Below are 16,134 nucleotides of genomic sequence, written 5' to 3' on the forward strand. Positions count from 1 at the left end.
CTGTGGTCTAAACCTCGCAGCTTTTCAAAAGATGAAGCCCTCAACTTTACTATTGGAGGATAATAACAAAAAACAAAGGGAAACCTGCGAGTTTTTTATTTAACGCTCGTCTACTCATAAAGCTGTCTTATCAACTTTTCAAGAGGTTTCATATATCTTTTTTTGTTTCATTTAATAGATAGATGACATTTATGTATTTAACTGTTAATCTGGTTTGTTATGAAACTAAAACTTTACGCCTTATTGCTGTTTATTTTAACGGCCCCAAATCTAAAGGCACAAAACTGGCAACCTTTAGGTCCTGATGATTTTCTTAAAGTGGCCAATACTCATTACGGAGAGGCTAATATTGCCATGTCTGCCAGTGGTACACCTTATATAGCTTATACAGATAACAATAGTGCGGGTCGGGCTACGGTAAAGAAATACAATGGTACTACTTGGGAAATAGTAGGGACTGCGGGCTTTTCTGATGGGGGGAGCTACGGTACAAAAGTTGTGATCTCACCCAATGGCATTCCCTATGTGGTTTATATGGATGGTGCCAATAATGATAAGGCCACTGTGCAAAAATTTAATGGTACTATTTGGGAAACGGTGGGCACGGCAGGCTTTTCTGTTGGGGCAGCTTGGAACATACGTATTGCTATCTCCCCTGATGGTACACCTTATGTGGTTTATATGGATGGGGCAGAAGCTTTTAAGGCTACAATACAGCGATATAATGGAAACAATTGGGAATTGGTAGATTCTGCAGGTCTTTCTGCTGAAGCAGCATGGGTCCCTAATATAGCCATTTCTGCCGATAATATACCCTATATTGTTTATTCAGATGTAGATAATGACTATCGTGCCACGGTAAAGAAATACAATGGTACTGTTTGGGAAACGGTGGGTTTGGCAGGTTTTTCTGATGGAATGGCTTGGGAAATAAAGATAATCCTCTCTACCAATGATACACCTTATGTAATTTATCAAGATGCAGCCAATGGTAATAAGGCCACGGTACAGCGATATAATGGTAGTGCTTGGGAGGTGGTGGGTAATATGGGCTTTTCTGCTGGAGAAGTTCATACGCCAGATATAACGCTCTTTGCTGACGGTGTACCCTATGTAATTTATGTGGATGGAACCAATAGTAATAAAGCCACGGTGCAAAGATATAATGGTACCACTTGGGAAACTGTTGGAATGGCAGGTTTTTCTGATGGAGCTGTTTCGGTAACATATATTACTTTCTCTGCCAGTGGTACCCCCTATGTGGTTTATCGGGATAATAATGGCAGGGGCGTAATACAGCAATATAATGGTTTTGCTTGGGAAGTAGTTGGTCCCAATTCCAATTCTATTTCAAACGAATTTTCATATGATGCAAGGTTAGTTTTATCTGCCAATGGTACACCTTACGTAGCTTATGCAGATGCCAATATAACCGTAAAAAAATATAATGGTACAACTTGGGAGGCAGTGGGTTCTCCAGTTGGATCTGGCTATAATTGGGATATTGTCCTCTCTGCCAATGGCATGCCATATGTAGTCTATCTTGATGCCGATAATGATGGTAAAGCCACAGTACAAAGATATAATGGTACCGCTTGGGAAACTGTTGGAGCGGCAGGATTTTCAGGAGGGAATATTTTTTTTCTACGTATTGTCCTCTCTGCCAATGGCATGCCTTATGTGATTTATCAGGATGGAGATAATGGCTATAAGGCTACTGTACAAAAATTTAACGGTACTGTTTGGGAAACAGTTGGCACAGCATTTTCATCAGGAATAGCACGGGAAACCCATATAACAATAGCCAATGATGGCATTCCCTATGTTGTTTATTCGGACGCTAATAATAGCGGCAAAGCCACTGTGAAGAAGTACAATGGTACCAATTGGGAAACGGTGGGTGTTGAGGGTTTTACTTTAGAAACTTCAAGTTATAATAAAATAGCCCTTTCGGCCAATGGTATACCTTATGTATTAACCTATGATTCAAGTACAGGTAAAGATAAAATCACTGTACAGAAGTATAATGGTGCTGCATGGGAAGCGTTGGATCCTGATGGTCTTCCCTCAGAGAACACCATAATCGGAGATATTGTGATCTCGGCAGATGGTACATTATATATGGTCTATGCAGACCAGGCATATGGCAATAAAGCTGTGGTACAGAAATATAATGGTAGCAATTGGGAATTGATAGGGACGATTGGTTTTTCTGCAGGAGAAGCAGAATATATGAATATAGCTATACATGGAGATCAGCTGATAGTTGTATATAATACTTATGGGGAGACCTATGCCAAACAGTTTATTTTGCCCCCAGTTACCCTTCCGGTTAATTTAATCTCTTTTACGGCCAAAGCACAGGGCGGTGTGGCAAAACTGGAGTGGCAAACGGCAAGCGAGCAGCATAATGAGAGCTTTGTCGTTAGCCGTAGTACAAACGGAGAAGATTTTATCTTTTTAACCAAGGTAAGAGGTAAAGGCACCGTGAATACGACCAATAGCTATACCTATACAGATAATAGGCCTTTAAATGGTGCCAATTACTATCAGCTTACACAGGTAGATCTAGACGGCAAGAGCAGTGAATTGGGGGTCAGGGCGGTAAATTTCTCTTTACATAATAATGTTCGGGCTGTCTTATACCCCAATCCTGTTATTGCAAGCATAGGTTTTGAGGTAGAGTATTATCTGGGCAAACAATTTACAGCAAGCCTTATAGATATGAACGGTAGGGTACTATATACCCAGCAGTTTCAGCATAATGGGAGCAAATATCAATTGGAAATGTCAAAGCCAGCTGGAGGCCTATATTTATTAAAGTTAATGGGTAAGGATTGGAACCAAAGTATAAAAGTTGTGGTAAGGTAAGTTTAAAATCCTAAAATAATAATTAACTGAACAAGGAGATGTTGTGATGGGTGATAAAATTACGAAGTTTGACAAAGTTGAGGACTTTGCTTTTTAAACTCCGTAAGTTTTTAGCAAAATTTTTAGTTTGGTTTTGCCTGCTTCAGATAATGAGCTATAGCTCATTATCCGCTTGTCGATCTAAAATCCTGGCTCATCTACTTATTGGCTAGCGTCATCTACTTTTGTTCTTATAAGTGGAAAATACTGCCGAAATTTAACGACAGTTAATCCGGTCAAACTATTGGTCGGGTAATGAACTATCTAAATTATCGGATAAAAGGATACTAACTAAAGTATCCTTTTATTTTTTAGTTCAAAAAGACTTTAGCCAAAAAATGGTTGATTGAAAGATGTGGAATATGCTGGTTTTTGTTTCATCATTTAGATTTACCACCTAAGAGACCTAAGGAGCTAGAGGGTTGAATTTTTGTAACTGTTCTTTTGTTTAGAAAATAAGCTGTTTTAGGTGGTTGAAAAATAGGAACATGCTGTTTTATTTTTGCGACCTAAAAAACAGACATTGGGAAGACGTAGGCAATTGAACCTATGGGCAATGACCATTTTGCTTTTACTGAATTACGCTTTATGAACAATAAAAAAGTATGGAACTTTATACTATCATTTCTGGTTTTTCTTTTTAAAGAAGGAATAAATAAAAATAAGCTAATTAAGAAACGGAGATTTTAAGATTTACTATAGCGACTTAATGTTTTTTTATGGATTAGATCAATTAAATTGTCTTTGTAGGCAATACCCATCGGTATTTTGATGTTGTTTGCCAAGACAATTTCGTTACCGATAATTTCTGATAGAAAATCAAGGTTGATGATAAATTGACGGTGTACCCTCATAAAAATACTTTGTGGTAGCTGTTTTTCGATGTTCTTTAAATTAACAAGTGCCATATGTTGTCGTGTGTTTAACGTATGGAATCTAGAGAAATCGGCTAAACTTTCTATGTATAATACTTCGTTATAATTGATACGTATATAGCCTTTAGTATCTTTGATAAAAAAGAAGTTCTCGTCTTTTTTATCCAGGTTATACTCCGCGTGATTTGATACATTTTTGAGATCGAGATACTCGATGGCCTTTTCAGAGGCTTTAATGATCCTTTCTATAGATAAAGGTTTCACAATAAAATCTAAAGCATCTAAATTTATACTTTCTATGGCATATTCGGGAAATGAGGTAACAAAAATGAAGATAGGTGGGTTTTTGATGGTCTTTAGCAGTTCGATTCCAGAAATATCGGGCATGTCTATGTCAGAAAAAACAATGTCTATTTGCTCTTTTGCCAATATCTTTAAAGCTTCAAAGGCATTTGCACAAATAGCCTTGATTGCCAAATTCCCAATCTTGCCGAGATAAACTTCTAATAAATCCCTTTCTATTTCATTATCATCAATAATTATGCAGCTATAACTCATTTCTGTTAAATATAGTGTATTTGTGTTAAAAATAAATAACCGATTTTATGGATATCTATATAAGTAGGTTGTATAATAGAAATAATCCGCTAAATCCTATCATTTAATGAATATGAGCAAATCTTTGCTTTTAGTAAATGTTGTTTTTAAGTCTAAACTAGAGATTTGTGAAGTTTAAGGTGTGTTAAACCTTTTAATATCAGTTTCTTGTTTTATTTTTTAGTAACTGTAGCTTTAGCCATGTAAAATTAATATAACCTTTATGTGAAAATTAAGTTTGGGTGTTGATATTAGTTTGAAATTCCTATTTTAGGAGCCGTGAAATGAGATATTTTAGGTGCTCTGCTCTCATTTATAGGCTTTTTCGGTCTATGTCGGTTAATTTTATCTCTATTGTAATAGTTGAAGCTAAAAAAGATATTAATTAGGTGTGAACTTTAGTAACTTAAGTCATCAGGAAATTTTAGAACACCTTCTAAATGGAGATGAGAATGCTTTTGACCAACTTTTTACACATTTTTATCCTGGCTTGTTGCGTTATGCCAAATCTTTGCTTCCTTATCCCACCGATGCAGCCGAAGATATTGTTTCTGATGTGTTTTGCTCTTTGTGGGTAAATCGTGAAAAAATAGTAGTTAGAGATTCAATAGCATCTTATTTATATAGAGCGGTTAAAAATAGAATCATTAATTCTTATAAGAAAAGTAAGCTAAATGTAATTGACGTGGCAGATTCTGTAAATGAGATCGTAGGAAAAAAGCATGAATTGCCTGATCAGTTGATGTCTTTTAAAGAGTTTAACGAACGTATCAGTTATTTGATCAATAGGCTACCGGAAAAAACAAGACTGGTATTTTTAATGAGTAGGGAGGAGGGCCTTACTTATGAACAGATAGCCGAAGTGATGGAGGTGAGCATTAACACGATTAAAACTCATATGTTTAGGGCCATCCGTTTTCTAAAAGAAGCCTTTAATGCCAATGATTATATTCATTTGCTCATTATTGGCATCATTTCCGCCCTGTCTTAAATTTTTTTTCAGTTTTTGTCACGAGATGCTTCCCTGTAATTGTCTTCTACCTAAATGCTTAAGTAGAAACATAAAAACAAAAGACTTTTGATAAGCTTAAAGCTTAAGTGTTTTAAAGAACCAAAACTAAACACTAAAACTAAAAACATGAAGAAAATTTACTTACTGTTACTTTTCGTTATTACTACATCTGTAGGGTTAAGGGGCCAAATAAGGTATGTTGTTGAAGGAGGTGCCGGACTAAAAGATGGAAGCTCATGGGTAAATGCCTCTGATGATCTGCAGGCTGTTATTAATAATGCTGCCGTTGGCGATCAGGTATGGGTAGCCAAGGGAACGTATAAACCAACGCAAAACCTCACTGGGTCTGATAATATGGACAAATCTTTTATCCTTAAAACAGGTGTGAAGATATATGGAGGCTTTGCCGGAGGAGAGCTCACCACTTATGATTTAAATACCAGAAATTTCATAACCAATGAAACCATATTAAGTGGTGATTTTGGAGGAGGTGTGAATGCTCATCATGTAGTGGTAAATACCAATACCATAAGTGACGTAGTGCTAGATGGCTTGACCATTACGGGAGGCAACGCTAATGGAACAGGTTCCGTTACGCCAGGCACATTTGCTATAGGAAGAAATTTTGGAGCTGGTATTTTTATTAATACCAGTGGCAGTGTTGATTTTAAAAATCTGATTATCCGTAATAACTCATCTACATCAACTGGAGGAGGTGTTTACTTTAGTATTCCTACTGGAGCCGCTTCAATAACTAATTTTATAGCAGTTAAATTTATCGAAAATACGGGTACAAGGGGCGGGGCATTATATCTGGTGGCAGGAACTTCAACTACACCTGCTATTGTAAATATCACTGATGGCGTTTTTTTTAATAATGTAGGAACCACTGGTGGAGCTTTGTCTATTCTTCGTTGCCAAACAAATATTACAAGTACGACTTTTGAAAATAATACAGGCTCCAGTGGTGGAGCAGTAAACATTGAGGCGGGAATTACTCGTGTCAACTCCTCAAAATTCTCTAATAATACTTCATCTACTTCGGGTGGAGCCATAAATCTATATTCAGGTACAGTTTATCTAAGTAATAGTATTTTGCATCACAACCAAGCAACAACAGGATCAGGTATCATTGCTGGTAATACTGGCTCCGGGGGAAACTTATATGCTACCAATAATACCTTTTATGGAAATAAGGCGACCAATTCCAGCAGTGCATTTGCCATCGCAATCACCAATAGCAGCTTAATCAATGTAAAACTCTATAACAACATATTTAGGGGAAATATATTTGATGCGAATAATACACAACAACTTTCAGATATTAGCAGGGTAACCAGTACAAACCAAGATATACAGCATAATTTATTGGAAACTGAGATTTTGGCTTCGGGTAACAGAACTGTAGCGAATAACTACATCTATGATTCTTCAAGGCGGTTATTTGCCAGTATTATCGAAACCGATGTAAATTTTCTAACCTTGGTAGAAGGTCAGGCCACCGAAAAAGGCAATAATGCTTTAGCTATCGATGCGGGAATATTAACTGGCCTAGATTTGGCGGGAAGCATTCGTTTACAACATGGTAACATCGATCTGGGCGCTTATGAATATCAAGGTGTATTGCCAGTACATTTCGATTATTTCAAGGTAACAAAGAATGGAAATGGTGCAGTTCTAAATTGGAGAACACTTTCCGAGACCAATAGCAGCCACTTTATTATAGAACGTGGTTCTTCGTATGCTAACCTTAAGATGTTAATAAGGAAAGAAGCTAATGGTACCACTTCTTTACCTATTAATTATAGCTATACTGATCAAAGTCCTTTGGTGGGTACCAATTATTATAGGCTGGTACAATATGATATCAATGGAACTCGTGAGGTATTGGGAGAGCAGGTACTAACTTTTTCTTTGGAAAAATCAAAAAATTCTATGTATCCTAATCCGGCAAAAGGAAAGGTGCTGATTAAATTAATAGACTTACAGAGATTGGTAACAATAGACCTTATATCACTTACAGGACAATCGCTTCTTTCTAAGGAGTATGGTATTTCGGCAAGTGGAGAAATAACAATAGATTTATCAGGAGTACCAGCAGGATCGTATATATTATGGATCAACAAAGGGAAAATCAATAGCGACAAGAAAAAGTTACTAGTAGTCCAATAAATATCGGTTGGGAAAGTAGTTGAAAAGCTGCTTTCCCTTAATTACAGCGCCAACTTTAGATGAAATGCTTAGCAAACAAAAAAATATTTTAAAATTTGTCACGAGTTGATGAACAAAAATTGTCTTTTCTTTTATAGGGCATGCGTTAAAGATTAAAAACTTAAATGGAAGTACAAGATATACATTTATTAATGGTTGATTACTTTGCTGGCAGGGCGGGGAAGCAAGATACTGAGAGGCTAATGAGCTGGGTAAGTCTTTCGGCAGAAAATGGGCAGGAGTTTGCTAGAATGAAGGCAATTTGGGAAGCGTCTGCTGACCCGATGGAAGCTCATGAAGTGGCAAAAGCTTTGACCAAAACAAAATATAAGATAGCAGTATTGGAAGAAGAAGTCCTTAGTTCGGATGGCTATAGTTTAAAACCTCTATTTAAATGGGCCAGAAACATTGCGGCTATTTTAGTGCTGGGTTTTTCTAGCTACCTAATTTATCATCAGCTCACCAAAGAAGTGTATATCACTAAAACCACTGGAGATCACATAGACTCCTTGCTTTTGGCCGACGGTTCTAAGATATATTTGGCTGCTAATACTAGATTTTCATATCCTACTAAAATGAAGGAGAAAATAAGACAGGTTAGCTTGTTAAATGGTGAAGCATTTTTTAAAATAGCCAAAGATGCGTCACGCCCATTTACGGTAGTGCTCAACAATTCCAAGGTCACGGTGCTAGGTACCTCATTTAATATTCGTAATACCCCACGTTCGGTCGATTTAAGCGTTAACTCTGGAAAGGTCGCTTTTGAGGCGATCTCTGGTAACGATAAAGCCATATTGACTGCTGGAATGGGGTTAAATTATAACATCAGCAGTAATAACATTATTCGCTTCTCTAGCGTAAATCATAATAATGCGTATTGGTTAAATAAAGAACTGGTATTTGTGAATGCATCGCTGGAGCAGGTTTTCGAAAGCCTCGAAAACTGTTATGGCATAAATATAAAAGTAAAGGATACGATCAAAACCAGACATAAATTTAATGCAGAGTTCAAGAATACCAGTATAGAAGAAGTACTGGAAGTATTAAAGGCTACTTATCCAATTAGATTTAAGTTAAAAGAAAAGGAAATTATAGTTAATCATAAATAGTAAACCTACTATAACTGAAATAAACACAGACTAAACACAAACTACAAGCTATTAAAATGAGTAAAAACTACATTAGGAAAATGCAGTTTACTAGATGGCTATTGCCATTATTTTTCCCCTTTATTTTGCTCCATCAGGTGCAAGCTCATCAGGGAATAGTAACCGCACAACAAAGTAAGGGAGAAAAACTAGAGCTGGTCTTGAACAAGTTGAAGAAAAAATACAATAAAACATTTGTATTTGATGCTTTTGCTGTAAACATTAATAAAATTGTTGAAATTAATGATACTGGACGTTTAGAAGATATACTTAATCAATTGGCCGCCGAAGGTATTGGTTATAAGATTGTGGGCGATAGGGTAATTCTAAACAAAATAGAGGAAAAAAAGTCTGTTTTTAAACAACATGTAGTCACCGGCAGGGTATTGTCTGATAATGGTGGAATGGTGGATGGTACGCCAGGCGTTTCTGTAAGGGAAAAAGGTACACAAAATTATACGGTAACAAGTGAAAAGGGTGATTTTAAGATTACCGTAAAAGACAATGCGATACTTGTTTTTGCCATGATGGGCTTTAAGACTACAGAAGTTCTGGTAGGGGAAAAAAACAATATCACAGTTACCCTGGAAGCTGAAATTAGCAATCTTTCTGAAGTAGTGGTAAACGGTTATCAAAACATAGAACGTAAACTTTATACGGGAGCGGCTACAAATATCAAAGGATCTGAAGTTAAACAGGAGGGAATTACCGACATCAGCCGTATGTTAGAAGGAAAAGTACCTGGTTTAAGTATACAGAACGTTTCGGGTACCTACGGCTCTGCTCCTAAAATAAGGGTGAGGGGCGTAACCTCTATTTCTGGAGAAAATAAGCCATTATGGGTAATTGATGGGATTATACTAGAAGACATTGTAAATGTAACCAACGATCAATTGGCTAGCGGTAATGCCCTTACTCTGTTGGGTTCTTCGGTTGCAGGGATCAATACAGAAGATATAGAAAGCATTACCATATTGCAAGATGCATCGGCCACAGCGCTATATGGAGCTAGGGCAATGAATGGAGTAATTGTGGTCAAAACAAAAAAGGGAAAGGTTGGAAAACCTTCCATTTCTATCAATAGTAATTTTTCAACCTATTTAAAACCAAATTACGACTCTTTTGATATGCTGAACTCAAGAGAGCAAATGACCATTTACCAGAATATGTACGATAAGTATTATCTGGATTATGGTTCTTCTGTGAACAGGAGAATTGGAGGGGTTTTTACCAAAATGGCCAAGTTGATTAGTACGCCAGATGCCAATGGTAATTTTGCCTTGGAAAATACACCGGAAGGAAGGGCTGCTTTTTTGCAGCGCTATGCGCAAGCCAATACCGATTGGTTTGATGTGCTCTTCAGGAACTCGCTTTTACAGCAACATAATATTGTACTGCAGTCTGGAACGGAAAATGCAACCAACTATTTATCCCTAGGTTTTACCAAAGATAGTGGTTGGACCATTGGCGATAATTATAAATTGTACAATGCCAATAATAGGTCTACTTTCAATCTTTCAAATAAAATTTCGGTAGACGTAACCGTAAATGGTTCGTTACGTAGGCAAAGAAGCCCTGGTACCGTAAATAGGATTACCAATCTGGTACTAGGAGCCTATTCCAGAAGTTTTGATATCAATCCATTCAGTTATGCATTAAGTACCAGTAGAACCATTACCCCTTATGACGAGAATGGAAATTTGGAGTTTTTTACCAAAGATTATGCTCCATTTAATATCCTACATGAACTGGAAAATAATTTTATTGATATTAATCTACTTGATGTGAGTACTAGGGGCGAATTGACCTATAAGATTTCTAAAGCTTTTGAATATAAGGTGCTTGGAGCGGCCAGATATGTAAAAACCGTAAGAGAACATCAGATTAGGGACAATGCAAATGCTGCTGAAGCCTACCGTGCCGATTATAACGGAACCATTCGTGGGGCAAACCCTCTGCTATATAGAGATCCAGATAATCCAGAGGAAGTTGAAAAGAGTACTGTATTGCCTCAAGGAGGTCTTTACAATCGTACGGACGATTATTTGGTAAATTATAATGCAAGGCACCAGGTAAACTTTAATAAAACGTTCAGCAATAGGCATATTGTAAATGTGATTCTTGGTCAGGAAATCAAGTATACCGACAGAAAAAATTCCTACAGTAATGGCTATGGTTATCAGTATGACAAGGGCGGCATCCCTTTTATAGACTACAGATTGATCAAGAAAAACCTGGAATCAAATGATTATTACTATGGCATGAGCATTGACTTGGATAGATATGTAGCTTTCTATTCCAGTTTAACCTATTCATATAAAGGGAAATACATTTTCAATGGCTCAGGGAGGTATGACGGATCCAATCGAATGGGAGCATCTAAAACTGCTCGTTGGTTGCCCACTTGGACAGCTAGTGCGGCATGGAATGTAGATGAGGAAGACTTTATGAAAAGAATATCTAGTATAGACTTCCTGAAGTTGAGGGCATCATATGGACTAACAGCTAGCATAGGTAATGCCAGAAATTCGGTAGTGAGATTGGGCTATACCAACGTACCAAGACGATATGCGGATGTAGAATCTAGTATTTTTATTGCAGGCCTGGAAAATTCAGAACTTACTTGGGAAAAACAGCATGAGGCTAATGTAGGTTTTGATATGGGGCTGTTTAAAAACAAGCTTACACTAACTCTTGATTTTTATAACCGCAATTCTTTTGACCTGATCAGTTCGGTACAAACTTCGGGTATAGGTGGCGAGAGCAGTAAGCAGGCCAACTATGCAGATTTAAAATCGCATGGTGTAGCTGCAGCCATTGGTACCGAGGTACTAAAACATAATAATCTTAATTGGTCGCTAAATGTATCATTTGCCTATAACACCAATAAAATTGTGAACATGCAATACCGGCCACGTATTATAGATTTGGTAAGGCCAGAGGGTGGTCCACAAAATGGTTATCCTGTAAACGGCCTATATTCTATTGTATTTAATGGCCTAAATCATGAAACGGGTTTACCCTATTTTGTAGGTACTGATGGAAATACTACCTTAAACGTTAATCCACAAAGCTTAACTACCGCTTACTTGAAATATGAAGGTAATGCAGAGCCTACCATTACTGGGGGGCTTTCAAATAGCTTTACGTACAAGAACTTTTCGCTGGCTTTTTTAATTTCTTATCAGGCGGGAAATAAAATAAGACTGAATAGTGCATATAGTCAGGGATATAATGATTTCAGTGCCATGCCACGAGAATTTCTAAATAGTTGGCAAATGCCTGGAGACGAACGCTATACCAATGTGCCTGTAATTGTAGATGATAGGCTGGCCAATACCATATCTGGCTATCCTTATTCGAGCTATAATTATGCCGATATAAGAACGGTAAGAGGCGATTTTGTACGCCTTAAAAATATCTCATTACAATATAGGTTAAGTGAGAAAGTGGCTAAAAATTTGGGTGTTAAAAGCCTTTCGCTTGGTCTTAACTCCACCAATTTATGGTTAATCTATGCTGATAAGCGATTAAATGGGCAAGATCCCGAATTTTATAATTCAGGTGGTGTGGCCTCTCCATTGGCAAAACAATTTACATTTTCATTTAAGGTTAGTATTTAATTTATATATATAATGATTGTAAAATATAAAGTAATAAAGTTAATGCTGTTGGTAGCCACAGTATTCATCTTTCAATCGTGTGAAAAATATTTGTCTACCGTACCTGACCAGAGGGCAGTTTTAGATAAGCCCGAAGCAGTTTCAGAACTATTGGTCAATGCCTATCCCAAGGCTAACTATATGCCATTTTGTGAAGCAATGTCAGACAACATGGTCGAAAATATCCATGTACCTCCAATATTGTCCAATTTGCAGGCCTATAAATGGGAAGATGTAGAAGCCACGGGAGTTGATTGGCCTATTAATTATTGGAACCATTGTTATAAGGCTATTGCTGTGGCCAATCAAGCACTTAAGGCCATCTCTGAGGCGTCAAATCCTTCAATCTATCGTGCACAGATGGGCGAGGCCTTAGTGGCTAGGGCTTATGCCCATTTTATGTTGGTTACATTGTGGGCCAAGCCTTATGATGCTGCCAGTTCAAATTCAGATCCAGGAATCCCTTATGTATTAGAACCTGAAAATGTAGTACACAAGCAATATGAACGTAAAACGGTAGCCTATGTTTATCAGCAGATAGAAAAAGACCTGTTGGAAGGAATGCCGCTCATTAGTGACGATGTTTATAAAAAACCAGCTTTCCATTTTACCAAGAGAGCCGCTGCCGCATTCGCTACACGTTATTACCTATTTAAAAAGGACTATGCCAAGGTTATACAATATGCCGATCAAGCTTTTCCTAATAACAGTACGGTAGATTATCTGAGAGACTGGAATGCTTATGCCCTAATGGGCAGTAGCGTACGTACCCAAACCTATAATAAACCATCTGAAAAGGCTAATTTATTGCTAACTGAAGGAATCAGTGGTTGGACATTTAGTTATGGTAGCACTTATAGATTCAGTGTTTCTACAAGTATTGTATATCCTCTAACCCTTAAATCATACAATAATCTGGTCAATGCAGATTTGGCTTATGTGACTGTGGCCAACAGTGACAACAATATATATATACAAAAATTGTATGCGCATTTTGTCAGCCCCCTTAATTCAAACCTAGGTAACTACTATTTATATGTGCCCTTGTTTACTGCAGAAGAAGTATTATTTAATAAAGCAGAAGCATTGGCAATGTTAGATAGGCCAAATGAAGCTTTAAGTATGCTAAATGTATTGTTGCCAAAACGTGTAAAAGGCACTTATAATGCCGCAAGTCATGACTTGACATCATCAAAGGTACTCAATCATTATGCAGGTTCGGATATTAAAACAGCTGTGGTAAATGCAGTATTGGATTTAAAGCGAATTGAGTTCCTACATGAAGGTTTACGCTGGCTTGATGTACTGAGGAAAGGCATAAGGGTAGCACATCCCGTAGCAGATAAAACAATAACGGGGGAATTTAATACAGTTTTAGAAGCGAATGATCCACGTAGGCAAATACAATTGCCACCAACTACTGTAATGGCCGGATTAGAACCTAATAAACGATAAAAAAATGAAAAAGAATATGAAAAAATATTTATTGCTGGCATTTGTGGTAACCACTTTGATTTCCTTCAACTCTTGCTCAAAAAAAGATAATGACTTAAATACGCCAATTGAGGGATTGGGAGGTGTGAGGTATCAGAAAACAGCACTCGATATCGCATTATATGAAAATTTTACCAAGCCTTATAATATAGAAGTCATTTACAGATGGGATGCGGGCCTGATGGGATATACCACTGTTTTGGTTCCTGCAGAGGAAAATAAGGTATTACCTGTAATGAACATTTTAAAAAAGGGTTGGATAGCGCCATTCGAAGAAATTGCAGGCCTTCTTTTTGTCAAAAAGTATATTCCTAAACAATATGTGTTAATTGGAAGCTATGCCTATGCCACTAATGGAAATATTGTATTGGGTTCTGCCGATCAGGGATTAAAAGTGAACATATTTGGAATCAACCAGATCAATTTGAAAAGTGCTGGAGGCATTTCCCAGATTTTAGGTACGGTACACCATGAATTGGCACACATGCTTCACCAGAATATCATGTACCCGAGCGATTTTGAGTTGGTATCGGCAGGTTCTTATGATTCAAATGGTTTGAGTATTTCGCAGGCAAACGCCCGTAAAGCAGGGTTTATTACAGGCTATGGCATGACAAGCCCAAATGAAGATTTTGCCACATTGGTGGCAACCATGCTAAGTAATAGCAAGGCAGAGTTTGATGCCATGTTAGATGCTATTCCGGAAGATTCTCCAGGAGTAAACATTGGAAGAACTAGGCTTAAAGAAAAAGAAAATATCATTATAACCTACTTCTTACAGGCTTGGAACATAGATTTTAGAGCACTCCAAAGAAAAACAGCCGAAGCAAGAGCAGCATTAATTAACTAGCCATAAAACTATATGAAAAAGATTTTATTGTATTGTATGCTACTCGGGCTTGTACTGGTAGCTTGTAAAAAAGGGGGTACCGACACCTGGTATGAAACCACTTTGGACAAAAGACTTGCAGACACGATTGCTGCCCGGCAAAAAACACTGACCAGTTCTCCCTATGGCTGGAAAACAGTTTTTGCCCCAAAAGGTGGAGGCGCCTATCTATTCTATATGAAATTTTCTAATGATAATAGAGTAGATATGGTTTCGGATATCAATATAGAGGCTGCTTCCAATATTGCGAATAGTTCCTATATCTTCAGACAAGTAGGAGAGCCATGTTTAATTTTTGATACCTATAGCGTACTGCATATTCTTTCTCATCCCTATAACCCCATTAGCGGTGGGGGTAGTGGAAAGGGCAAAGAATCAGACTACGAATTTTATTTTAAATCCATAACGGTAGATAGTGTAGTGTTGGAAGGAGTCAAAAATAAAAATATAATGGTACTGAAAAAAGCAACGCAAGAAGAAGAAGCATTCTATAAAAGTGGGGGAATCAAAACAGTTATCGATGAGGCCTCAAATGCATTTAAAAGGGCTAAACTTCACATCGTTGAAAATGGGGCACAAACAAAAGTGGAGTTAAGCTTTGTAAGCAAAACGCTTAGTCTGATCAGGAAAGATGCCAATAATATAGAAGTGACCACTACAGCGGCTTTTACTTTCGCAGCAGATGGACTGGATTTGGTGACATCACTTACTTATGAAGGAATTTCATTCAAGAAAGTGTACTGGGATTCTGTAGCGAAGGCATTTTATATCTTGATTAATGGGAACAAAATACCAATTGTTGCAGTATCGCCACCTCCTTTGCAAACCCTTATTGGTACAACGGGTTATCGATATTTGGCCGTAGATCCGCCTGGCATGCCTCAAACAGCCGCGTTTAATGCCATCTTACAGAAAGATATAGCCAATACGCAGCTGCTCAATAGGAGTTATAACCACTTTTATTTTGATTTTAATCCACCTGCGAGCCAAATAAAAGAGGGCTCTAATGTAACTTTTGGTGTAACTACGGCAAGCTCTAGCTATTGGATAGAGTATAATTCTTATAAGATGGAATGGGTAAACCAAAGCCAAGGTATTTTTAAATTTTCTTATAAGGGAAATAATGGCTCTAATGCTTCTACACTTACCTATTCGGTGAATTTAAGGGCGTTTTTTGAGAATCATACCTTTAAAATAGATTATAGTGACGAACCTGCTCCAGCAGGAAAGGTAATGGGAAGCTTCATTTGTATGGAAGACCCTACGATCTTTTTCTATGGTAGGTTTGAAACTGCATGGAGCAATTGGTAAAATAATAGCTTGCTTATAAAGCTCT

At 37.4% G+C, this 16,134-nt stretch carries 9 protein-coding genes; 8 read left to right on the forward strand and 1 reads right to left on the reverse strand.

Annotation, left to right across the window (positions count from 1 at the left end; all coding sequences use genetic code 11):
- Window positions 1-219 precede the first annotated feature (219 nt).
- The gene (locus JHD79_RS06320; protein WP_199118367.1) at window positions 220-2,871 is read left to right on the forward strand and encodes a T9SS type A sorting domain-containing protein; all 2,652 of its coding nucleotides are present in this window, start codon (window positions 220-222) and stop codon (window positions 2,869-2,871) included.
- A gap of 725 nt (window positions 2,872-3,596) precedes the next feature.
- Here the strand turns inward: JHD79_RS06320 and JHD79_RS06325 are convergent.
- Complete coding sequence (locus JHD79_RS06325) at window positions 3,597-4,343, reverse strand: LytTR family DNA-binding domain-containing protein (RefSeq protein WP_199118368.1); 747 nt, start codon at window positions 4,341-4,343, stop codon at window positions 3,597-3,599.
- Window positions 4,344-4,773: 430 nt separating this feature from the next.
- On the opposite strand from JHD79_RS06325, the gene JHD79_RS06330 reads away from it, so the two are divergent.
- From JHD79_RS06330 to JHD79_RS06360, 7 genes are all read left to right on the forward strand, one after another.
- On the forward strand, window positions 4,774-5,373 hold the full coding sequence (locus tag JHD79_RS06330) for an RNA polymerase sigma-70 factor (protein WP_199118369.1): 600 nt from the start codon (window positions 4,774-4,776) through the stop codon (window positions 5,371-5,373).
- Between the two features lie 147 nt (window positions 5,374-5,520).
- Window positions 5,521-7,566: a T9SS type A sorting domain-containing protein gene (locus tag JHD79_RS06335; RefSeq protein WP_199118370.1), complete on the forward strand. Its 2,046-nt coding sequence runs from the start codon at window positions 5,521-5,523 to the stop codon at window positions 7,564-7,566.
- 164 nt (window positions 7,567-7,730) lie between these two features.
- On the forward strand, window positions 7,731-8,714 hold the full coding sequence (locus JHD79_RS06340; protein WP_199118371.1) for a FecR family protein: 984 nt from the start codon (window positions 7,731-7,733) through the stop codon (window positions 8,712-8,714).
- A 56-nt stretch (window positions 8,715-8,770) separates the two neighbouring features.
- Window positions 8,771-12,376, forward strand: a complete 3,606-nt coding sequence (locus tag JHD79_RS06345; protein ID WP_199118372.1) for a SusC/RagA family TonB-linked outer membrane protein — start codon at window positions 8,771-8,773, stop codon at window positions 12,374-12,376.
- Between the two features lie 12 nt (window positions 12,377-12,388).
- Window positions 12,389-13,870: a RagB/SusD family nutrient uptake outer membrane protein gene (locus tag JHD79_RS06350; protein WP_199118373.1), complete on the forward strand. Its 1,482-nt coding sequence runs from the start codon at window positions 12,389-12,391 to the stop codon at window positions 13,868-13,870.
- 4 nt (window positions 13,871-13,874) lie between these two features.
- Complete coding sequence (locus tag JHD79_RS06355) at window positions 13,875-14,759, forward strand: substrate import-associated zinc metallohydrolase lipoprotein (RefSeq protein ID WP_199118374.1); 885 nt, start codon at window positions 13,875-13,877, stop codon at window positions 14,757-14,759.
- A gap of 12 nt (window positions 14,760-14,771) precedes the next feature.
- Window positions 14,772-16,109 (forward strand): DUF4302 domain-containing protein, encoded by a 1,338-nt coding sequence (locus tag JHD79_RS06360; protein WP_199118375.1) that lies wholly within the window; start codon window positions 14,772-14,774, stop codon window positions 16,107-16,109.
- The last annotated feature ends 25 nt before the right edge of the window (window positions 16,110-16,134 follow it).

The organism is Pedobacter sp. ASV28, assembly GCF_016428855.1.
Lineage (GTDB): Bacteria > Bacteroidota > Bacteroidia > Sphingobacteriales > Sphingobacteriaceae > Pedobacter.

What these genes read in the sequence shown, in the direction of transcription:
- JHD79_RS06320 (WP_199118367.1), top strand. Translation starts at nt 220, where the DNA reads ATGAAACTAAAACTTTACGCCTTATTGCTGTTTATTTTAACGGCCCCA.
- JHD79_RS06325 (WP_199118368.1), bottom strand. Translation starts at nt 4,343, where the DNA reads ATGAGTTATAGCTGCATAATTATTGATGATAATGAAATAGAAAGGGAT.
- JHD79_RS06335 (WP_199118370.1), top strand. Translation starts at nt 5,521, where the DNA reads ATGAAGAAAATTTACTTACTGTTACTTTTCGTTATTACTACATCTGTA.
- JHD79_RS06340 (WP_199118371.1), top strand. Translation starts at nt 7,731, where the DNA reads ATGGAAGTACAAGATATACATTTATTAATGGTTGATTACTTTGCTGGC.
- JHD79_RS06345 (WP_199118372.1), top strand. Translation starts at nt 8,771, where the DNA reads ATGAGTAAAAACTACATTAGGAAAATGCAGTTTACTAGATGGCTATTG.
- JHD79_RS06350 (WP_199118373.1), top strand. Translation starts at nt 12,389, where the DNA reads ATGATTGTAAAATATAAAGTAATAAAGTTAATGCTGTTGGTAGCCACA.
- JHD79_RS06355 (WP_199118374.1), top strand. Translation starts at nt 13,875, where the DNA reads ATGAAAAAGAATATGAAAAAATATTTATTGCTGGCATTTGTGGTAACC.
- JHD79_RS06360 (WP_199118375.1), top strand. Translation starts at nt 14,772, where the DNA reads ATGAAAAAGATTTTATTGTATTGTATGCTACTCGGGCTTGTACTGGTA.